This window comes from Pseudomonas syringae (assembly GCF_021606685.1).
GTDB lineage: Bacteria > Pseudomonadota > Gammaproteobacteria > Pseudomonadales > Pseudomonadaceae > Aquipseudomonas > Aquipseudomonas syringae_R.
The window spans coordinates 88,316-108,640 of record NZ_WKCB01000011.1 but is presented as its reverse complement, the minus strand read 5'-3'; the positions used below and the strand labels follow the sequence as shown (position 1 = coordinate 108,640).

Annotated in this window: 21 protein-coding genes; 14 read left to right on the top strand and 7 right to left on the bottom strand. The window is 63.1% G+C overall.

Features of this window, described 5'->3' with window-relative positions:
• The 10 genes from GIW02_RS07220 to madM all read left to right on the top strand — a co-directional run.
• The coding region (locus tag GIW02_RS07220) for a hypothetical protein (RefSeq protein ID WP_236421806.1) at nt 1-696 on the top strand (696 nt) is incomplete at its 5' end.
• 120 nt (nt 697-816) lie between these two features.
• A complete protein-coding gene (mdcA, locus tag GIW02_RS07215) occupies nt 817-2,487 on the top strand; it encodes a malonate decarboxylase subunit alpha (RefSeq protein ID WP_236415583.1) in 1,671 nt (556 codons plus the stop codon).
• On the top strand, nt 2,488-3,321 hold the full coding sequence (locus GIW02_RS07210) for a triphosphoribosyl-dephospho-CoA synthase (protein ID WP_236415581.1): 834 nt from the start codon (nt 2,488-2,490) through the stop codon (nt 3,319-3,321).
• On the top strand, nt 3,321-3,620 hold the full coding sequence (locus GIW02_RS07205) for a malonate decarboxylase subunit delta (protein ID WP_015886328.1): 300 nt from the start codon (nt 3,321-3,323) through the stop codon (nt 3,618-3,620). Before GIW02_RS07210 ends, GIW02_RS07205 begins: the two co-directional genes overlap by 1 nt.
• Nucleotides 3,613-4,455 (top strand): biotin-independent malonate decarboxylase subunit beta, encoded by an 843-nt coding sequence (locus GIW02_RS07200; RefSeq protein WP_236415579.1) that lies wholly within the window; start codon nt 3,613-3,615, stop codon nt 4,453-4,455. Before GIW02_RS07205 ends, GIW02_RS07200 begins: the two co-directional genes overlap by 8 nt.
• Entirely contained in the window at nt 4,452-5,222 is a 771-nt protein-coding gene (gene mdcE / locus GIW02_RS07195; RefSeq protein WP_236415568.1) for a biotin-independent malonate decarboxylase subunit gamma, read from the top strand. The genes GIW02_RS07200 and mdcE overlap by 4 nt, the downstream gene beginning before the upstream one ends.
• Entirely contained in the window at nt 5,216-5,812 is a 597-nt protein-coding gene (locus tag GIW02_RS07190; protein ID WP_236415551.1) for a malonate decarboxylase holo-ACP synthase, read from the top strand. The genes mdcE and GIW02_RS07190 overlap by 7 nt, the downstream gene beginning before the upstream one ends.
• Nucleotides 5,809-6,708: a malonate decarboxylase subunit epsilon gene (gene mdcH / locus GIW02_RS07185; protein ID WP_236415549.1), complete on the top strand. Its 900-nt coding sequence runs from the start codon at nt 5,809-5,811 to the stop codon at nt 6,706-6,708. The genes GIW02_RS07190 and mdcH overlap by 4 nt, the downstream gene beginning before the upstream one ends.
• 67 nt (nt 6,709-6,775) lie before the next feature.
• Entirely contained in the window at nt 6,776-7,180 is a 405-nt protein-coding gene (gene madL / locus GIW02_RS07180) for a malonate transporter subunit MadL (protein WP_236415547.1), read from the top strand.
• 1 nt (nt 7,181) lies between these two features.
• Nucleotides 7,182-7,946: a malonate transporter subunit MadM gene (gene madM, locus GIW02_RS07175; RefSeq protein WP_236415545.1), complete on the top strand. Its 765-nt coding sequence runs from the start codon at nt 7,182-7,184 to the stop codon at nt 7,944-7,946.
• 124 nt (nt 7,947-8,070) lie between these two features.
• On the opposite strand, the gene GIW02_RS07170 is transcribed toward madM, so the two are convergent.
• On the bottom strand, nt 8,071-8,985 hold the full coding sequence (locus tag GIW02_RS07170) for a LysR family transcriptional regulator (protein ID WP_236415543.1): 915 nt from the start codon (nt 8,983-8,985) through the stop codon (nt 8,071-8,073).
• A gap of 145 nt (nt 8,986-9,130) precedes the next feature.
• Here GIW02_RS07170 and trhA point away from each other — a divergent pair, with 145 nt between their 5' ends.
• Nucleotides 9,131-9,748, top strand: a complete 618-nt coding sequence (gene trhA, locus GIW02_RS07165) for a PAQR family membrane homeostasis protein TrhA (RefSeq protein WP_236415541.1) — start codon at nt 9,131-9,133, stop codon at nt 9,746-9,748.
• Between the two features lie 139 nt (nt 9,749-9,887).
• On the opposite strand, the gene GIW02_RS07160 is transcribed toward trhA, so the two are convergent.
• Nucleotides 9,888-10,790: a LysR family transcriptional regulator gene (locus GIW02_RS07160; RefSeq protein ID WP_236415539.1), complete on the bottom strand. Its 903-nt coding sequence runs from the start codon at nt 10,788-10,790 to the stop codon at nt 9,888-9,890.
• 109 nt (nt 10,791-10,899) lie between these two features.
• Here GIW02_RS07160 and GIW02_RS07155 point away from each other — a divergent pair, with 109 nt between their 5' ends.
• Nucleotides 10,900-12,129 (top strand): D-amino acid dehydrogenase, encoded by a 1,230-nt coding sequence (locus GIW02_RS07155; protein WP_236415537.1) that lies wholly within the window; start codon nt 10,900-10,902, stop codon nt 12,127-12,129.
• Here the strand turns inward: GIW02_RS07155 and GIW02_RS07150 are convergent.
• Together GIW02_RS07150 and GIW02_RS07145 are read right to left on the bottom strand one after the other, a co-directional pair.
• Complete coding sequence (locus GIW02_RS07150; protein ID WP_236415535.1) at nt 12,126-12,845, bottom strand: 16S rRNA (uracil(1498)-N(3))-methyltransferase; 720 nt, start codon at nt 12,843-12,845, stop codon at nt 12,126-12,128. The two genes, GIW02_RS07155 and GIW02_RS07150, sit on opposite strands and share 4 nt — an antisense overlap.
• Before the next feature lie 189 nt (nt 12,846-13,034).
• Nucleotides 13,035-14,441, bottom strand: a complete 1,407-nt coding sequence (locus GIW02_RS07145; protein ID WP_236415533.1) for an adenosylmethionine--8-amino-7-oxononanoate transaminase — start codon at nt 14,439-14,441, stop codon at nt 13,035-13,037.
• Between the two features lie 273 nt (nt 14,442-14,714).
• On the opposite strand from GIW02_RS07145, the gene GIW02_RS07140 reads away from it, so the two are divergent.
• The gene (locus GIW02_RS07140; RefSeq protein ID WP_236415531.1) at nt 14,715-15,266 is read left to right on the top strand and encodes a cytochrome b; all 552 of its coding nucleotides are present in this window, start codon (nt 14,715-14,717) and stop codon (nt 15,264-15,266) included.
• 32 nt (nt 15,267-15,298) lie between these two features.
• Nucleotides 15,299-15,877 (top strand): YceI family protein, encoded by a 579-nt coding sequence (locus GIW02_RS07135; RefSeq protein WP_236415528.1) that lies wholly within the window; start codon nt 15,299-15,301, stop codon nt 15,875-15,877.
• A 377-nt stretch (nt 15,878-16,254) separates the two neighbouring features.
• On the opposite strand, the gene GIW02_RS07130 is transcribed toward GIW02_RS07135, so the two are convergent.
• The 3 genes from GIW02_RS07130 to GIW02_RS07120 all read right to left on the bottom strand — a co-directional run bounded on the left by GIW02_RS07130 (nt 16,255) and on the right by GIW02_RS07120 (nt 20,307).
• A complete protein-coding gene (locus tag GIW02_RS07130) occupies nt 16,255-18,147 on the bottom strand; it encodes a DEAD/DEAH box helicase (protein WP_236418422.1) in 1,893 nt (630 codons plus the stop codon).
• A gap of 222 nt (nt 18,148-18,369) precedes the next feature.
• Nucleotides 18,370-19,161 (bottom strand): transporter substrate-binding domain-containing protein, encoded by a 792-nt coding sequence (locus GIW02_RS07125; protein ID WP_236418421.1) that lies wholly within the window; start codon nt 19,159-19,161, stop codon nt 18,370-18,372.
• A gap of 63 nt (nt 19,162-19,224) precedes the next feature.
• Nucleotides 19,225-20,307 carry a hypothetical protein gene (locus GIW02_RS07120; protein ID WP_236418420.1) on the bottom strand — a complete coding sequence of 361 codons (1,083 nt, stop codon included), beginning with the start codon at nt 20,305-20,307 and terminating at the stop codon, nt 19,225-19,227.
• Nucleotides 20,308-20,325: the final 18 nt, after the last annotated feature.

Genomic DNA, 20,325 nt, shown 5'->3' with positions numbered 1-20,325 from the left:
CTGTACAACCTCAACAGTTTTACCGGCGTGCTGCTGATGTGGTTTGCGGTGCTGGTGCTCACGGCGGCAGTGACCATGAACGTGCAGTCCAACCGCGGCAAGCTGTGGGGCTTCATGATTACGTCGGCCGGCGCGGTGTTTATTCTGGTGTATCTGGAAAGCCTGAATCTCATCGGCGCGGAACAGGCTATCAAGGGCGTGATGAGCAATTTCGTGGTCATGACCCTGGGTGGGCTCGGTTCAGGCCTGCTGGCGGTGGCGATAACCCAGAAGCCGACCCCGGATGAAGAAACACAGGCCCTAAGGTTCATCCGTGATCGCCTGCTGGACGCTCTGGAATATGCCTTCGTATTTTTCGCGATTTGTTCGCTCACCCTGCTTGCCTTTGGCCTGGTGTTTAACTGGCTGGGGTTTCCTCCCATCGATGAACATGACCTGCTAAGCCTGCTGATTGTGTGCCTCGGCGCACTGCTGGGCTACGCGATCGCCTCCCGGGTCAGCCGCTTGAAAAACTGGGAGCAACTGGGTGCCGGCGCGCTGGTAGTGCTGCTCTTACTGCTGCTGCCGGTTTACGCTCAAGCCCTGGCGGGCCTGTGGGATTGGAGCGCGCCGGCGGTGTTGGGGCTTCACGTTTTTGCGGCATTGGCGCTGCTTAGGACCATCTGGTTCCATCGCCTCGAATGGCGCAACGCCTGAATACTCGTATTCATTGAGTCATCATTAACCTGGGCGTAACAGTCCAACGCCCAGCTTGATTGATGCCCCCAAGTTTCACTCCTAAGGTTAGCCCCACGACAGCCAACCCGTGGAGCGACCATGACAACAACAATAACCCCCGACTCGCGTTGGACGCGGCGGCGCGACGAGAAGCAGCGGCGGCTCGGGCTGGTCAAAAAATACGCAGACGGTGCGGTGCTGCCCAGCGACAAGATCGTTGAAGCCCTCGAAGCGCTGATCCTGCCCGGCGACCGCGTGGTGCTGGAGGGCAATAACCAGAAGCAGGCCGATTTCCTCTCGCGCTCCCTGGCAAAAGCCGACCCGGCCAAGCTCCACGATTTGCACATGATCATGCCCAGTGTCGGCCGGTCCGAGCACCTGGACCTGTTTGAAAAAGGCATTGCCCGCAAGCTGGACTTCTCCTTCGCCGGCACCCAGTCCCTGCGCATCAGCCAATTGCTCGAAGACGGCTTGCTGGAAATCGGCGCGATCCACACCTACATCGAACTCTATGCGCGGCTGGTGGTGGACCTGATCCCCAACGTGGTGCTTTCCGCCGGGTTCATGGCTGACCGCGCTGGCAATATCTACACCGGCGCCAGCACCGAAGACACCCCCGCGCTGATCGAACCCGCTGCGTTCAGTGATGGCATCGTGATCGTGCAGGTCAACCAGTTGGTGGACGACGTCACCGATTTGCCCCGCGTCGACATCCCGGCGAGCTGGGTGGATTTTGTGGTGGTGGCTGACAAGCCGTTCTACATCGAGCCGCTGTTCACCCGCGACCCGCGCCACATCAAGCCGGTGCATGTGCTGATGGCGATGATGGCGATCCGTGGTATCTACGAAAAACACAACGTGCAGTCGCTCAACCACGGCATTGGTTTCAACACTGCCGCCATCGAGCTGATCCTGCCCACCTACGGTGAATCCCTCGGCCTCAAGGGCAAGATCTGCCGCAACTGGACCCTCAACCCGCACCCAACCCTGATCCCCGCGATTGAAAGCGGCTGGGTCGAAAGCGTGCACTGCTTCGGCACCGAACTGGGCATGGAGAACTACATCGCGGCCCGCCCGGATGTGTTCTTCACCGGCCGCGACGGCTCGATGCGCTCCAACCGGATGGTCTGCCAGCTCGCCGGCCAGTACGCGGTGGACCTGTTTATCGGCGCCACCCTGCAGGTCGACGGCGACGGGCATTCCTCCACCGTGACCCGTGGCCGACTCGCTGGGTTTGGTGGCGCACCGAACATGGGCCACGACCCGCGTGGTCGTCGCCACGGCACCCCGGCATGGCTGGATATGCGCCACGGCGATGCGCCCGAAGCGCTGCTGGAGCGCGGTAAAAAGCTCGTGGTGCAAATGGTCGAGACCTTCCAGGAAGGCGGCAAACCCACGTTCGTCGATACCCTCGACGCCGTGGAAGTGGCACGCAAAAGCGGCATGCCCCTGGCGCCGATCATGATCTACGGCGACGACGTCACCCACCTGCTCACCGAAGAGGGCATCGCCTACCTGTACAAGGCGCGTTCCCTCGAAGAGCGCCAGGCGATGATCGCTGTCGTCGCAGGCGTCACCGCCATCGGCATGCGCCACAACCCTAAAGACACCGCGCGCATGCGCCGCGAAGGCCTGATCGCCTTGCCCGAAGACTTGGGCATCCGCCGCACCGACGCCACCCGCGAGCTGTTGGCCGCCAAGAGCGTGGCCGACCTGGTGGACTGGTCCGGTGGCCTGTACAACCCGCCCGCAAAATTCAGGAGCTGGTAAATGCGCGCCCTCAAACTGCATGAACTCAGCCTCGCGGATCGCCTGGCGGATATCGCCGTCGACGCCTTGATCGATGAGGCCGACCTGTCGCCCAAACCCGCCTTGGTGGACCGGCGTGGCAATGGCGCCCACAGCGATTTGCACCTGGGCCTGATGCACGCCTCGGCGTTGTCGTTGTGGCCGATGTTCAAGGAAATGGCCGAAGCCGCGCTTGAAATGGGTGAGGTCGGTTTGCCGCTGCGCGAAGCCCTCGGGCGTATTGGCCGTGAAGGTGAGCAGGCCATGTTGACCACCACCAATGGCGTAAATACCCATCGCGGCGCGATCTGGGCCCTTGGTTTGCTCACCGCCGCCGCTGCCCTGGAACCCCGCGCCGTCACGCTGACGGCAGCCAAACTGGCGCTGCTCAACGACCGCTACGCCCCGCAGCCCATGAGCCATGGCGCTCAAGTTGCCCAGCGCTACGGCGCACGCGGTGCCCGCGAAGAAGCGCAGCTCGGCTTCCCTTCGGTGGTGCAGCGCGGCCTGCCGCAACTGCACAAAAGCCGCCTGCAGAATGCCGGCGAACAGAACGCACGCCTGGACGCTTTGCTCGCGATCATGACGGACCTGGCGGACACCTGCGTGCTCTACCGCGCTGGCACCGAAGGCCTGCAAACCATGCAACGCGGCGCCCAGGCCGTGCTCGACGCTGGCGGCAGCGCAACCCTCGCCGGGCGTCGCCAACTGCACGCGCTGGACCAGCAACTGCTGGCCCTGAATGCCTCCCCCGGCGGCGCCGCCGACCTGTTGGCCGCCTGCCTGTTTATCGACCGCCTCGACGGAGCGTTGTGATGGAAACCTTATCCTTTGAATTCCCCGCCGGGCAGCCGCCAAAAGGCCGTGCGCTGGTGGGTTGCGTCGGCTCGGGCGACCTGGAAGTGCTGCTGGAACCGGGCACGCCGGGAACCCTGACCATTCAGGTGCAGACCTCAGTGAATGGCGCCGAGCAACGCTGGCAGCATCTGTTCGAGCGCATCTTCCAGGAGCAGACCCCACCGGCCTTGAACATTGATATCCACGACTTCGGCGCCACCCCCGGCGTGGTGCGCCTGCGCCTGGAGCAGGGTTTCGAGGAGATCGGCCATGACTGACTTACTCGCCAAACACAGCTTCGTAGAACTGGGCGCTCGGCAGCGCGCCAAGGCCTTGCTGGACGCAGGTTCCTACCGGGAATTGATCGACCCGTTCCAGCGCGTCATGTCGCCGTGGCTCAGCCGCCAAGGCGTGGTGCCGCAAGCCGATGACGGTGTGGTGATCGCCAAGGGCAGCATCGACGCAAAACCTGTCGTGATTGCCGCCATCGAAGGCAACTACCAGGGTGGCAGCCTCGGTGAAGTGGGCGGCGCGAAAATCGCCGGCGCCCTGGAGCTGGCCGCCGAAGACAACCGCCAAGGCATCCCGACGCGCGCAGTGTTGCTGCTGGAAACCGGTGGCGTACGCCTGCAGGAAGCCAACCTCGGCCTGGCCGCCATCGCGGATATCCACGCGGCAATCGTCGACCTGCGCCAGTACCAGCCGGTGATCGGCGTGGTGGCCGGCAGCGTCGGTTGTTTTGGCGGCATGTCCATCGCCGCCGGGTTGTGCAGTTACCTGGTGGTCACGCGCGAAGCCCGCCTGGGCCTGAATGGCCCGCAAGTGATCGAACAGGAGGCTGGCCTGGAAGAATACGACTCCCGCGACCGGCCTTTCATCTGGAGCCTTACCGGCGGTGAGCAACGCTTCAACAGTGGCTTGGCCGACCGTTACGTGGCGGATGATGTGGCCGCGATTCAACAGACCGTCAGCGCCTTGCTGCAACAAGGCTTGCCCACTCAGCAGCGCAGCCGCCAGGCTGCGTATTACCTGGCGCGCCTGGCCGAACTGGACACCACGGCGCAGATCGATCCGGCGACGGTGCGCGAGCTGTATCAAGGAGAACGCTCATGAGAGGTTTGCAGTGGTTCAACGCATTGAGTGCGGGCGCGACGCCTGTTGAGGGCTTGCCGAACTCTTTGAAAGTCGCCGACGGCCTGTTGGGCGAGCAGGCCGTGCGCTTTATCGCCGTGGTCACTGACGCGCAAAACCGCTTCCCCCGCGCGCGCAACGGCGAAGTCGGTTTGCTCGAAGGCTGGGGCCTGGCCAAGGCGGTGGATGAAGCCATTGCCCAAGGCGACAAGCGCCCCATCATCGCCATCGTCGACGTACCGAGCCAAGCCTATGGCCGGCGCGAAGAAGCCCTCGGCATCCACCAGGCCCTGGCCGCCGCCGCCGACAGCTACGCCCGCGCGCGCCTGGCCGGGCACCCGGTGATTGCACTGCTGGTGGGCAAGGCCATGTCCGGCGCGTTCCTCGCCCACGGCTACCAGGCCAACCGCCTGATCGCCCTGCGTGACCCCGGCGTGATGGTGCACGCCATGGGCAAAGCCTCGGCCGCGCGGGTGACCCTGCGCAGCGTTGAAGAGCTGGAAGCCCTGGCCGCCAGCGTGCCGCCGATGGCCTATGACATCGACAGTTATGCCAGCCTCGGGTTGCTCTGGGAAACGCTCTCGGTGAGCCAGATTGAACAGCCCACGGCAGAGGACGTGGCGCGGGTCAGCGATTGCCTGGTGAGTGCGATCAAGGATATCGGCAGCACCGACTTGAGCGGGCGTTTGGGCGCAACCAACCGTGCAGCCTCCAGCCACGTGCGCCAGCTGCTGCGGGAGCAATGGTGAACGCCCACGATTTGCTCTGGGGCATGACCCCGGAGCATCTGCCTGCCGAGGCGCCGGCCTGGGCAGTCGAGGCGATTGGCGCTGGCCACCCGGTGGTGGTGCGTCGCGCCATCGCCGCGCCGGGCTACGTGGCGGTCGGTGTGCGCGGGCGCTTGCGTGAACAGCGTTTGGCTGCCGAGATGCCCATGGCGGCAGTGCAGCGGCGCGTGACACCCGAAGCGTTGCGCGGTGTGATCTCGCCAAGGGATTTGCCGGCGTTGCGAGCGCTCACAGCCCTGCGGCCAGTGCTGGCGCAGGCGGCGTGGGGCGTCACCGGCAGCGCGGGCTTCGAATTGGCCAGCGGGGTCGAAGCGCTGCACGAGCAGAGTGATCTGGATTTGATTCTGCGCACCCCCGAGCTATTGGCCCGAGGTGATGCAGAAGAGCTGTTGGCGATTCTTGCGGCGGCGGAGTGCGCCGTGGACCTGCAACTGCAAACCCCATTTGGCGCCGTTGCCTTGCGCGAGTGGGCGAGTGGGTCACGTCGCGTGCTGCTCAAAACCGCCCGCGGTGCGCACCTGGTGCTCGACCCCTGGCAGGCCGTGGCATGAGCAGCCTGCTGGTGTTCCCAGGGCAGGGCGCCCAACGGCCGGGCATGCTCCAGGCGTTGCCGGCCGAGGTGTTGGAGCAGGCCAGCGAGGCGCTGGGTGAAGACGTTCGAGCCTTGGATTCGGCTGAGGCCCTGGCGAATACCCGCGCGGTACAACTGTGCCTGTTGATCGCCGGGGTGGCCCACGCCCGCCTGCTGCAACACACTCCGGATTACGTCGCGGGCCTGTCCATCGGTGCCTACCCGGCGGCGGTGATCGCCGGTGCGCTGGGCTTCAACGACGCCATCCAGCTCGTCAGCCTGCGCGGCGAGCTGATGCAAAACGCTTTTCCACAGGGCTACGGCATGACCGCTCTGATCGGCCCTGAGTTATCCACCGTCGAACGCTTGCTGGCCGACATACACAGCGCTGAAACCCCGGTGTACCTGGCCAATATCAATGCCGACAACCAGACCGTCATCGCCGGCAGCGACGCGGCGATGAAGCGTGTCGCCGAGCGCATCAAGGGCAACGGCATCGCCAAGCGCCTGGCCGTCAGCGTGCCGTCCCATTGCGCGTTGCTGGAGCAACCGGCCCAGGCCCTGGCGCAGGCCTTCGTGCCGCTCAAGGCGCCGCGCATCACCTACCTGAGCAGCACCCGCGCGCGGCCTGTCCACAACCCCGAGCAATTGCGCGACGACCTGGCCTTCAACATGTGCCGCGTCGTCGACTGGCGCGGCACTGTGCAAAGCGCCTACGAGCGCGGTGTGCGTCTGCAAATCGAACTGCCTCCGGGCAGTGTGCTCACCGGCCTGTCACGCCGGGTGTTTGAACAAGGCACCGTGATCGCCTGCGAAGGCGCACGCCTGGACACCTTGCAGGCCCTGCTGCAAGAGGAGGAACGCCGCCACCGATAAAGCACCACCCAAGGCTTTCGAAGCACAAAAACAACAATTTCGATCGAGCACTTTGAGGACAACAACAATGATTATTTACGGTGTGGCATTGCTGGCGATCTGCACGCTCGCAGGCGTGATCATGGGCGACATGCTTGGCGTGTTGCTGGGCGTCAAATCCAACGTGGGCGGGGTGGGCATCGCCATGATCCTGCTGATCTGCGCGCGCCTGTGGATGCAAAAGCGCGGCGGCATGACCAAGGAGTGCGAAATGGGCGTCGGCTTCTGGGGCGCCATGTACATCCCCGTGGTGGTGGCGATGGCCGCGCAACAAAACGTGGTCACCGCGCTCCACGGCGGTCCGGTTGCGGTACTCGCGGCCATCGGTTCGGTGGTGGTGTGTGGTTGCACCATTGCCCTGATCAGCCGTACCCACAAGGGCGAACCGTTGCCCGATGAAGAGCCGCTGATCGTGCCAGTGGGAGGTCGCTGATATGTGGGAACTCATTGAAAAAGGGTTGGAGCATAACGGCCTGATCACCGCGTTTGCCTTCGTCGGTGTGGTGATGTGGATTTCTGTGGTGTTGTCCAAACGCCTCACATTCGGACGTATTCATGGCTCGGCGATTGCCATTGTTATCGGCCTGGTCCTGGCCTGGGTCGGCGGCACCGTGACTGGCGGGCAGAAGGGCCTGGCCGACCTGGCACTGTTCTCCGGCATCGGCCTGATGGGCGGTGCGATGCTGCGTGACTTCGCCATTGTCGCCACGGCGTTTGAGGTGCAAGCCACCGAAGCGCGCAAGGCTGGGATGATTGGCGTGGTTGCGCTGCTGCTGGGCACGATCCTGCCGTTTATCGTCGGTGCGAGCATGGCCTGGGTGTTCGGTTATCGCGATGCCGTCAGCATGACCACTATCGGTGCGGGCGCCGTGACGTACATCGTCGGCCCGGTGACCGGTGCGGCCATTGGCGCGACGTCGGACGTGATGGCGCTGTCGATTGCCACCGGGTTGATCAAGGCGATTCTGGTGATGGTCGGCACGCCGGTCGCGGCGCGCTGGATGGGCTTGGATAACCCGCGTTCGGCCATGGTGTTTGGTGGCTTGGCCGGTACGGTGAGTGGGGTGACGGCGGGGCTGGCGGCGACGGATCGGCGGTTGGTGCCGTATGGCGCGCTGACGGCGACGTTCCATACCGGGCTTGGGTGTTTGCTTGGGCCTTCGTTGCTGTACTTCATTGTGCGCGGGATCGTTGGCTAGTTTTGGGAGTGGTGTTGGCTGGTTGGGCCTCATGGGGGCAAGCCCCCTCCCACATTTTGAATTGCGAACACATTCAAGTGTGGGAGGGGCGGTGCGACGATTCGACTTGCCCCCGATGGCGGTCTCAGACCTGCCGATTGGCATACATCCGACACTCCGCCAACAAAGCGAGCAAATTCGGATCGCGCTCCTTGGCCTTCAAGAACACCACGCCAATATGCTGCTGCAACCGATACCTGGGTTGCAGCGGTATCAGCTTCACGCGGTTCTCATACACCGCCGCAATCCTCCCCGGCAGCAATGCATAGCCCACCCCCGAACTGACCATGCTCAGCAGCGTGAAGATGTCGTTGACCTGCATCGCCACCTTGGGCTCGAACCCCGCCTGCTTGAACACCCGATTGCCGTCCTGGTGCGTGGCGAAGCCTTGGGTGAGGGTGATGAACGTGGCGTCGCGCACGTCGGCCAGGTCGATCTGCTGCTCGCGGTCAAAGGGTGAGTCGGCCGGGGTGGCCAGGAAGATATCGTCGGAAAACAGCGCGATCTGTTCGCAGTCGGGGTCGTTGGCGTGCTCATCCAGGGAGATCAGGATCGCGTCGACTTCCATGTTCTTGAGCTTGTAGAGCAGGTCGAAGTTGGAGCCCAGGATCAGGTCGATATTGAGCTCGCTGCGGCGGATTTTCAGGCCCATGATCAATTGCGGCACGGTCTTGACCGTCAGCGAATACAACGAGCCCAGTTTGAAACGCTCAGCGGAAAAACCGGCGGCTTCGCGGGTCAGGCGTACGCTGTCGACCACGTCGGCGACCAGTTTTTGCGCGCGTTCTTCCAGCACGTAGGCGCTTTCCAGCGGGGTGAGGTTGCGCCCTTCGTGTTTGAACAGCGGGCAGCGCAGGGCGTTTTCCAGGGAGTGGATGGCGCGGTGCACGCTGACGTTGCTGGTTTGCAGCTCGGCGGCGGCGCGGGCCAGGTTGCCGGTGCGCATGAACGCCAGGAAGATTTCAAGTTTCTTGAGGGTAAATTCTTCGTCGATCAGCATGGCCGTGGGCTCTTGTTCGAATGCGCTCGATTGTGCCCGCAAAACCGTTTGGCGTCCTCGGAACGTCACAAGCCGCTTGCACTCTTATGCGCAAGGTTGGACGCTTGCCAACCAGTGCTTAACGGTTACAGGAGGTCAGTGACAGATGTACCACGGGGAACGATTCAACGCCTGGAGCCATTTGCTCGGTGCAGTCGCGGCGTGTATTGGCGCCGTGTGGATGCTGGTGGTCGCGAGCCTGGACGGCAGCCCTTGGAAGATCGTCAGCGTGGCGATTTATGGCTTTACGCTGATGGTGCTGTACAGCGCGTCCACCGTGTACCACAGCGTGCGCGGGCGGCGAAAAGAGATCATGCAGAAGGTCGATCACTTTTCGATTTACCTGTTGATCGCCGGCAGCTACACACCCTTCTGCCTGGTGACGCTGCGCGGGCCGTGGGGCTGGACGTTGTTCGGGATTGTCTGGGGGCTGGCGGTGATCGGCATCCTGCAAGAAATCAAGCCGCGTTCCGAGGCGCGCATCCTGTCGATCGTGATCTACGCGGTGATGGGCTGGATCGTGCTGGTGGCGGTCAAACCGCTGATCGCCGCACTGGGTACGGCGGGGTTCACCTGGCTGGCCTCGGGCGGGGTGCTGTACACCGTTGGCATTATCTTTTTTGCCCTGGAGGACCGTTTGCGGCACTCCCATGGGATCTGGCATTTGTTTGTGATCGGCGGCAGCCTGCTGCATTTTGTGGCGATCATGCACTACGTGCTCTAACAGACCACGCAATTCAAAATGTGGGAGCGGGCTTGCTCGCGAAGGCGGTGGGTCAGTTACAGATGTACTGGCTGACACACCGCTTTCGCGAGCAAGCCCGCTCCTACATTTGATCCTCGTAGTTTTGAAAGTCCGATTTTTACAGGCGTTCCAGTTGCTCGCGGGCGTGGTTGCCGAAAATCTCCAGTAGCTTGGCCAGCATATGCGGCGGCGGCTCATCGGCGCGGGTCAGGGCATACAGGGTGATCGGCAGCGGCGGCGTGAGGGTGCGGATGCGCGTGGTGGCCGTTGAGGCGCCGAGGGCGGTGAAGGGATCTATCACCGTGAGGCCGGCGCCGGACTCCACCATCGCGCGGGCCAGGGAATAGGTTTGCACCGAAAGGGTCACCCTTGGTGGCGGATCGACGTTTTCCAGGTAGCTGTCGAGTTTTGCTGCCAGCGGGTCGGCGCTGGAAAGACCAATCAGCGGCGCGCCCGCCAGATCAGTCAAGGGCAGGGGGCTGCTCAGCTCGGCTTCGGACCAATAGCCTTTGGATGCCAACGCCACCAACACACCGTTGGCCAGCACCTGCGTGGTCAACCCCGGATGGCCGGAGAAGTTGAGCGTCAGCGCCAGGTCAATCTCACGCATCAGCAGCTTGTGCACCAGCTCGCGGCTGTGGTCGCTGGACAGCTCGCAGGCCATGTCCGGGTAGTCGCGCTTCCACTCCAGGATTGCCGGCGGCAGCAGCGAAAGCGCGAGTGCCGGGATCGCGCCGATGCGCACACTCTGGCCCGGTTCACGGCGCAGGCTCTTGGCCAGGCGCCTTACGCCTTGCAGGCTCGCGGTGACTTTCTCGACTTCGCTTTCCAGTGCCAGCGCCTCTGGCGTGGGCTGCAGCTTGCCGCGCACCCGCAGGAACAGCGGGAATCCCAGCTGCAACTCGGCGTGCTGCAACACCTTGGTGACCGCTGGTTGCGACACATGCAACAACTGCGCGGCGGCGCTGATGGAGCCGGTTTGGCGGATGGCCTGGAAGATCTCGATATGACGCAAGCGCATGGCAAGTCCATAACCTTTGTTTATAGGTGACCCATCTTTATTGATTGTCGCGGGCCTGTCACCTGCCCCTAGGCTTGAGGCCTCAGGATTCAGTGGCAGGTGAAAAAGGATGGTGCACATCATCGGCGGTGGGGTAATCGGCTTGGCCAGCGCATACGCGTTGGTGCGTGCAGGCCATGAGGTGACTGTGATCGAGGCACGCGACACCTTGGGCAGCGAAACCAGTTTCGCCAACGGCGGACAATTGTCCTATCGCTACGTGGCGCCGCTGGCCGACGCCGGGGTGCCGCTGCAAGCCATTGGCTGGCTGCTGCGCGGTGACTCGCCGCTGAAGCTGCGCCCGCGCCTCGATCGCCAGCAATGGCGCTGGATGGCGGCCTTTCTCGGTGCCTGCCGTGGCTCGGTGAACCAGCGCAATGCCGCTCACCTGCTGCGCCTGTCCGCCCTGAGCCAGACGACCTTGGCGCAATGGCGAGCGTGCGATGGCCTGGAGGGTTTCGACTGGCGGCGCAACGGCAAGCTGGTGACGTTTCGCCATGCGGCCACCTTTGAACGTGCGCGCCACAAGGTCACGGACAGGGTCTGCCAGCAGGTGCTATCCGCCGCCGAGTGCATACAGCTGGAACCGGCGTTGACCGGCGGGGGATTTGTCGGCGGCATTTACACGCCGACTGAAGAAGTGGCGGATTGTCATGCCTTCTGCCAGCGAATCGCGGCGTGGCTGGAGGCGTCCGGGCGTTGCACGTTTTTGCTCGGGCGCAAGGTCACCGGCATTCGCCAGGCCGAGGGTGCCGTGCAGGCCGTCGTCTTGGGCGATGAGGTGATGCCGGTCGAGCACCTGGTGCTGGCGGCCGGGTATCGCAGCGCCGAGCTGGGTGTGCGGTTGCCGCTGTACCCGCTCAAGGGCTACAGCCTCAGCGTGCCGATTGGCGCACAGCACCAGGCGCCGAGCGTGAGCATCACCGACTACGATCGCAAGATCGTCTATGCGCGTATCGGCGAGCAGCTGCGGGTAGCGGCGATGGTGGATATCGTCGGCTTCGACGCCAGCCTTGAACCCAAGCGCCTGGCGCTGATGAAACGCCAGGCACTGGAGACGTTTCCTCTGGCGGGCGATTACGCCCATGCGGTGGAATGGGCCGGAATGCGCCCGGCCACCCCGACCGGCGTGCCGCTGATTGGTGCCAGTGTCTATCGCAACCTGTGGCTGAACCTGGGCCACGGCGCCCTCGGTTTTACACTGGCGTGCGGCAGCGGCCAGCTGTTGGCGCAGTTGATCGGTCGGCAGACGCCCTCCATTGATATGCAGGGCTTGGCGCCTGGGCGGGGCAGGGCTTAGAAATCGCCCCACAGCTGTTGGGCCACGGCCAGTGCCACCACGGGTGCTGTTTCGGTTCGCAATACCCGAGGGCCGAGGCGCGCGGCATGAAAGCCGGCGTCTTGGGCGACGTGGACTTCAGTGTCGGTCAGCCCGCCTTCAGGCCCGATCAGGAAGGCCAGGCTTGATGGCTTCGCATGGCTGACCATTGGCTCGGCCACTGGGTGCAGCACCAGCTTCAAATCCGCCTCGGTCTGCTTCAGCCAGTCGGCCAACAGCAACGGTGGATGAATGACCGGCACCGTCGAACGCCCGCATTGCTCACACGCGCTGATTGCCACCTGGCGCCAGTGCAGCAAGCGTTTGTCGGCGCGTTCGTCCTTGAGGCGTACTTCGCAGCGCTCGCTGAAAATCGGCGTGATCGCATTGACGCCAAGCTCGGTGGCCTTCTGGATCGCCCAGTCCATGCGTTCGCCCCGGGACAGGCCCTGGCCGAGGTGGATATGCAGCGGCGATTCGGTCTGGCCCGCGAAACTCTGCGTGAGTTGCACGCTGACGCGTTTTTTACCGACTTCCAGCAAGCTGCCGAGAAACTCCTGGCCGGAGCCGTCGAACAACTGCACGGCGTCGCCTTCGACCATGCGCAACACACGGCTGATGTAATGCGCCTGGGCTTCGGGCAACTCATGGTCGCCGAGGCTCAGCGGGGTGTCGGTGAAAAAGCGGGACAGTCTCATTTCTGTTCTCTGGAAAATGTACGAAGCCTATGGGGCTTGCTGACTAATCGTGGCGAGCGGGCTTGCCCGCGTTGGGCTGCGAAGCGGCCCCAAAACCGGCTATCGCGTTTTATCTGGCGGATTGCGGTGCACTCGCTGGGGCTGCTGCGCAGCCCAACGCGGGCAAGCCCGCTCGCCACAAACGCGTGTCTAGCCGGGGTCGCGGAAGTCTGGGTGGAAGTCCTTAGGCACTGCAACACTCACGCTGCTATTGGTGGCGATATCGATGCCTTCGCTGGCGACTTCGGCGAGGAAGTCGATCTGCTCCGGGGTAATCACATACGGCGGCAGGAAATACACCACACTGCCCAAGGGCCGCAACAGTGCGCCGCGCTCCAGGGCATGCTCGAACACCTTGAGGCCCCGGCGTTCCTGCCACGGGTAAGCAGTCTTGGTGGCTTTGTCCTGAACCATCTCGATGGCCAGCACCATGCCGGTCTGGCGTACTTCCGACACGTGCGGGTGGTCCACCAGGTGCGCGGTGGCGGTGGCCATGCGCTGGGCCAGGGCCTTGTTGTTCTCGATGACGTTGTCTTCTTCGAAAATATCCAGGGTCGCCAACGCCGCCGCGCACGCCAGCGGGTTGCCGGTGTAGCTGTGGGAGTGCAGGAAGGCGCGCAGGGTCGGGTAGTCGTCGTAGAAGGCGTCGTACACGTCATCGGTGGTGACCACTGCCGCCAGCGGCAGGTAACCGCCGGTCAAGGCCTTGGACAGGCACAGGAAGTCCGGGCGGATACCCGCCTGTTCACAGGCGAACATGCTGCCGGTGCGGCCGAAGCCTACGGCGATTTCGTCGTGGATCAGGTGCACGCCGTAGCGGTCGCAGGCCTCGCGCAGCAGTTTGAGGTACACCGGGTGGTACATGCGCATGCCGCCGGCGCCCTGGATCAGCGGCTCGACGATCACCGCGGCGACCGTGTCGTGGTGCTCGGCGAGGGTTTGCTCCATGGCCAGGAACATCGTGCGCGAGTGTTCTTCCCAGCTCATGCCGTCGGGGCGCAGGTAGCAATCGGGGCTGGGCACCTTGATGGTGTCGAGCAGGAGTGCCTTGTAGGTTTCGGTAAACAGCGGCACGTCGCCCACCGACATCGCGGCGATGGTTTCGCCGTGGTAGCTGTTGGTCAGGGTGACAAAGCGCTTTTTGTTCGGCAGGCCACGGTTGAGCCAGTAGTGGAAACTCATCTTGAGCGCGACTTCGATGCACGACGAGCCGTTGTCGGCATAGAAGCAACGGGTCAGGCCCTCGGGCGTCATCTTGACCAGGCGCTCGGACAGCTCGATCACCGGCTGGTGGCTGAAGCCTGCGAGGATCACGTGCTCCAGTTGGTCGACCTGGTCCTTGATACGCTGGTTGATGCGCGGGTTGGCGTGGCCGAAGACGTTGACCCACCACGAGCTGACGGCGTCGAGGTAGCGCTTGCCTTCGAAGTCTTCCAGCCATACGCCTTCGCCGCGCTTGATCGGGATCAGCGGCAGTTGCTGGTGGTCTTTCATCTGGGTGCAGGGATGCCACAGCACCGCGAGGTCGCGTTGCATCCACTGGTTGTTCAAGCCCATCGGTGATCTCCTCGAAGCGGTCCTGCGACCTGCGCAGGCGAAACAATCGCGCAAGCCTATGCAATGGGCGGCTGTGTCACAACCCATGAGGGTTGAATTAGCCGTAAACACAGGACGGTCTGTCACGTTTTGTAGGAATGGCCCTTAATCCATTGTTAACGTACTCTGCATAATCTCTTGATCGTATTTCTCGATATTTCAAAGCGAAATTTTCGGCTTTAATTCGATAGGTAAATCGCTAGTCTTGGGCACAGTTCTTACAGGATCTTGGGAATGCAGCTACAGAACTCACCAGCCCGTTATGGTTGGATAAGCGTTATTTTGCACTGGGGCGTGGCGCTGGCGGTGTTCGGTTTGTTCGGCCTCGGCCTGTGGATGGTCGGCCTCGACTATTACGACGGCTGGCGCAAACATGGGCCGGAATTACACAAGAGCATTGGCATCACGCTCTTCGCCGTCATGCTCGTGCGTATTGTCTGGCGTCTGGTCAGTCCGCCGCCGCCGCCCCTTGCCAGCTACAGCCGCATGACCCGCATCGGTGCCGCATTTGGCCATGCGTTCCTTTATCTCGGGCTGTTTGCCGTGATGATCGCCGGTTACCTGATTTCCACCGCAGACGGTGTCGGTATCCCGGTGTTTGGCCTGTTTGAAATTCCTGCCGTGGTTTCCGGTCTACCGGACCAGGCAGACACCGCCGGTCTGGTGCACTTGTACCTGGCCTGGGTGTTGGTGGTCTTCGCCGGTTTGCACGGCGTGGCCGCGTTGAAACACCACTTTATCGATCGTGACGCGACCCTCACGCGAATGCTGGGGCGCAAAGCCTGATGTTCAACCTCGACTCACAAGGAATAGAAAGCATGTTGAAAAAGACACTCGCTGCTCTGGCACTCGGTACCGCCCTGCTGTCCGCAGGTCAGGTGATGGCTGCTGACTACAAGATCGACAAGGAAGGCCAGCACGCCTTCATCGACTGGAAAATCAGCCACCTGGGCTACAGCTACATCCACGGTACCTTCAAGGACTGGGATGGTACTTTCAGCTGGGATGCCGCCAAGCCAGAGGCCAGCAAAATCGCGGTCGACGTGAAAACCGCCAGCTTGTGGTCGAACCACGCAGAGCGTGACAAGCACATCGCCAGCAAAGATTTCCTGGACGTTGCCAAGTTCGCCGATGCCAAGTTCGTATCGACTTCGGTTAAATCCACCGGCGAGAAAACCGCTGACGTGACCGGCGACCTGACCTTCCACGGCGTGACCAAGCCTGTGGTCTTCAAGGCTACTTTCAACGGTGAAGGCAAAGACCCATGGGGCGGCGAACGTGCTGGCTTCAACGCCAAAACCACGCTTAACCTGAACGACTTCGGCATCAAAGGCCCAGGCCCGTCTTCCCAGACTGTGGACCTGGACATCTCGCTGGAAGGTGTTAAGGCGAAGTAATTTTCGCTGGCTGGATAAAAAACCGGATCCAAGGATCCGGTTTTTTTGGTCTGTGCAAAACCTCTGGCAAGGGAGCTTGCTGTGGTAATGAGGCCTTTTGTGGCGAGCGAGCTTGCTCGCGTTGGGTCGCGAAGCGGCCCCAAAACCTGGCAACTCGGTATGGCTGAATAAACGCGGTGGCCCTGAAAGGGGCTGCTGCGCAGCCCAACGCGAGCAAGCTCGCTCGCCACAATAAGCTCGTTTGCCACAACAAGCTCGCTGGCTACAGAAGGCGCGTTTGCTGCAACAAGCTTCATGGGCTGGAGCGTTGCTTGGACGACCCAACAAAAATGCCCCGTATCTTTCGATACGGGGCATTTTCTATGGCGCTTTGAAACTCAGCGGTTGCGGGTCAGCAGCGCTGGTTTCTCACCACGAGGACGGCCTGGCAGTTGATCCAACTGCTCGGGTGTCGGGAAGCGGTCAGCTTTCGACTCCTTGTGGATGATTTTCGGCGCCGGGCCACCACGTGGGTTCTGCACGGCTGGCTCGGACAGGCGCGGCTGGTCGTCGCGAGCTGGGCGGCGGTTGTTGCTGCGCGAGTCTTCGCGACGCGCCTGGCCGTCTCGCGGGGCGCCATTGCGCGGGCCGCTGCGTTTGGCCGGTGGGGTGCCGGTGGTGCCGCCGCTGCTGTTGCGCGGGCCGTTCTGACGACCGCCCTGTGGCTGGCCGCCACGTGGGGCGCCGCTGCCGGTGCCTGCGCCCTGGGCTGGAGCACCTGGACGGCGACCACGGCCCTGGGCCGGCTTGGCCTGGGGCACGTAGTCGACGCGGTTGCCGAAGTTATCCACGTCGTCATCGAGGAACTCGTCCGGGGCGCGGTCAGCGGCGGCGCGTGGTGGCTGGCTCGGCTGGCGCTGTTCGCGGGCCGGAGTGCCTTCACGGGGTTTTTGCTCGCGGGCCGGGCGTTCGCCACGGCCGTTGGTTGGCGCTTTGTCTTTGCCGCCCTTGTCCTTGCCTTTGTCGCGACGACCACCGCCACCACCGCCGCCGTTCGGGCCATCGCCCTTGGGACCGCGTGGGTTGCGTGGGTTACGCACGTCCGGACGCTCGCGCGCTTCAGGCTTCTCGGCCTCCACGGCGCTGGCATCGAAGCCCATCAGGTCGCCGTCGGCGATTTTCTGCTTGGTCATGCGCTCGATGCTTTTCAGCAGTTTTTCTTCGTCCGGTGCGACCAGGGAAATGGCCTCACCCGAACGACCGGCACGGCCGGTACGGCCGATACGGTGTACGTAGTCTTCGTCGACGTTTGGCAGCTCGAAGTTGACCACGTGTGGCAATTGGTCGATATCCAGGCCGCGGGCGGCGATATCGGTAGCCACCAGAATGCGCACGGAGCCGGCCTTGAAGTCAGCCAGGGCCTTGGTGCGCGCGTTCTGGCTCTTGTTGCCGTGGATGGCGACGGCGGTAAGGCCGTGCTTGTCCAGGTACTCGGCCAGGCGGTTGGCGCCGTGCTTGGTACGGGTGAACACCAATACCTGTTCCCAGGCGCCGGCGGTGATCAGGTGCGCCAGCAGCGCACGCTTGTGGCTGGCGGCCAGGCGGAATACGCGCTGTTCGATACGCTCGACCGTGGTGTTCGGCGGCGTGACTTCGATGCGCTCAGGGTTGTGCAGCAGCTTGCCGGCCAGGGCAGTGATGTCCTGGGAGAACGTTGCCGAGAACAGCAGGTTCTGGCGTTTGGCCGGGAGGCGTGCGAGGACCTTTTTCACGTCATGCACAAAGCCCATGTCGAGCATGCGGTCGGCTTCGTCCAGCACGAGGATTTCCACGTGGGACAGGTCGACACTGCCTTGGCCGCACAGGTCGAGCAAGCGACCGGGGCAGGCTACCAGCACGTCAACACCACGGGACATGGCCTGAACCTGTGGGTTCATGCCGACGCCGCCGAAGATGCAGGCGCTGACGAACTTCAAGTCGCGGGCATACAGCTTGAAGCTGTCGTGCACTTGCGCAGCGAGTTCGCGGGTGGGGGTCAGGACCAGTACGCGCGGTTGGCGCGGGCCGTGACGCTGGGATTTGTCCGGGTGACCATTGGGGAACAACCGCTCCAGAATCGGGAGGGCGAAGCCGCCGGTTTTACCAGTACCTGTCTGAGCCGCAACCATCAGGTCGCGACCTTGCAACACGGCGGGAATGGCCCGCTGTTGCACCGGAGTAGGCTCGGTATAGCCCGCTGCCTCGATGGCGCGGACTAAAGCCTCGGAGAGACCGAGGGAAGCAAAGGACATGAGTAATCCTGTTTTAGTTAGGGCTTGGCCCAAAGGGATAATCTTGCCGGGCGCGAATGACGCTTAGGGGAGCGCAATCCCGTCCGGTCCTGCTGCGTCTGGCGGGCACTCCACCGGCTCGCGCGGGGCTGAAAGCTGCGCTGTAGCGGGGTTGGGTGCCTTTTTCAAGACCTCAGCGGCCGGGCGTAAGCCTGGCGGGAAGGCCGGAGTATAACAGAGCATTCACTGCGCGCTGCTTTCCTGCTGCTCAACGGTGACTTCTGTGGCCGTAATGGCTTGGATCCCGCCATATTTGGCGCTCAAGGCGGCGTAGGCCGGTTCTTGTTTGAAGCGTTTGAGTTCGGCGGCAAAGCGCTGCACCAGCAGGTCCATGCCCGCGCCACGGCGTACGGCAAGAAACTGCGGCTGACGACTGACCACCAGCGGCGCCTGGCTGACCTTGCCCTGCAGGCCCATGGCCTTGATCACATGCTGGCCGACGCGGCGGTCGGTGATCACCAGGTCAATGCGGCCCAGCATCAATTTGCCAAAGTTGGCCTCGTGGCTGGGCGCCGCTTCGCGGTTGAACAGGGCAGAGTCGCTGAAGGGTTCGCCATACAGGTAGCCCGGCGAGGTGCCCACGCTTAGGCCGCGCAGGTCGCCCAGCTGTCGGGCGGGATGGGGGCGCTCGTTGGCGTAGAACAGCACGAATTCCACTTGCGACAGCGGTTCGCTGGGGTAAAGCAGCAAGGCGTCACGGTCATGGCTGTGGAAAATATCCAGCGCGCCGTCGGCCTGGCCCTGTTCAAGCATGGCCAGGCAGCGCTTCCAGGGCAGGAATTGCCATTGCACCTCGACCCCCAGGCGCTGGAACACGATTACCGTGGTTTCGTAGTCCAGCCCCTGCATGGCGCCACGTTCGTCATACACGTAGGGCGCCCAGGGCTCGGTGACAATGCGCAATTTCTCGCCATAAGCGGCCAGGCTAAGGCAAGTAAAGAGGGCAGCGGTCGCAAGCTTGAGAAGGACAGGCATGCCCTGAGATTACGACGCTCCTGCCTTAAAGAGAAGCTCTGGCGCACGCCTCTTGGGGCGACACTATTTTGTCTGCGAAGCCATCAGGTGTTCGTAGATGGCTGCACGCCGCTCGCCGAGAATCAGGCGCACCATGGGGTTGGCGAACCAGTGCTCCAGTTGGTGGGCATCCACCGGGCTTTTCTGGCGCTCTTCCTGGTTCTGCCGTGCCTTGTCCCACCAAACCGGGCCACAGGCCTGGTCGAACTCATTCTCGTGCTCGTAGCAGCCGTAGAGAATCTCGCGGATGAACTGCTGTTTGCGTTTGGGCAGGGCCAGGGTGATCAGCTTGTACATCAGGCGTTGCGGGCGCGGCGGGCGCGGCAGGTGGGCGGAAACCTTGCGTGTGTCGGCCAGTGCCTGGGGGCTGACAGGGGCGGCGGCATGCTTGGTCACCCACGCCTTGACCTTGGCCCGGAACAGCTGCTTGCGGCTCCAGTAATGGTGGATCAGGTCGGGGCACTGGCGCACGTTGACGGTACGGTACGCCGCCACCGACAGGCAGAACTCTTCCAGGGTGTAGGCACCCTGGGCCAGGCTGAAGACTTCGTCCATCAGCTCGATCGAGCGGTCGAGCAGGTGCGCGTCCTGCCGGGTCAGGCCGATCACGCCGGAGTTGAGCAGCCACATCTCGTCGTCGGCCAGGCCGCGCTCGGCCAAGTACGTGGCCAGCGCTTCATACAGCACGCTTTCGCGGTTATCGCCGTACTTGGCGTGGAAGGCGTTGCACAGCAATGTGCCAGGCGCTACGCGTTCGAACAGCGCCATCGGCGAATCGTGGAAGAACGTGTCAGTGTCGATCAGCAGTGCCTTTTCCGCTGTTTCCAGCACGTTGCGCAACAGCACGTGCTTGGTGCGGAAATGGTAGCCATGGGGCTCGCTCCAGGCTTTGCGCGTGGCCTCGTCCAGCGTATGGACCTGCACAGGCAGGCCGGCGTAGGGCGCCGGGTTGTCACTGAACACCTGGATGTCCAGCGGCATGTCCTGGGTGCCACCCAGTTGGGCCAGGGCACTGGCGATGCTGAATACCGCTTCCTGATGATAGGTCTCGGCGCCGAATACCAGGTAAACCAGCTGCGGGCGGGGAGTCGGGGTCGCTGTATTCATCTACTGCTGGTTTCCATT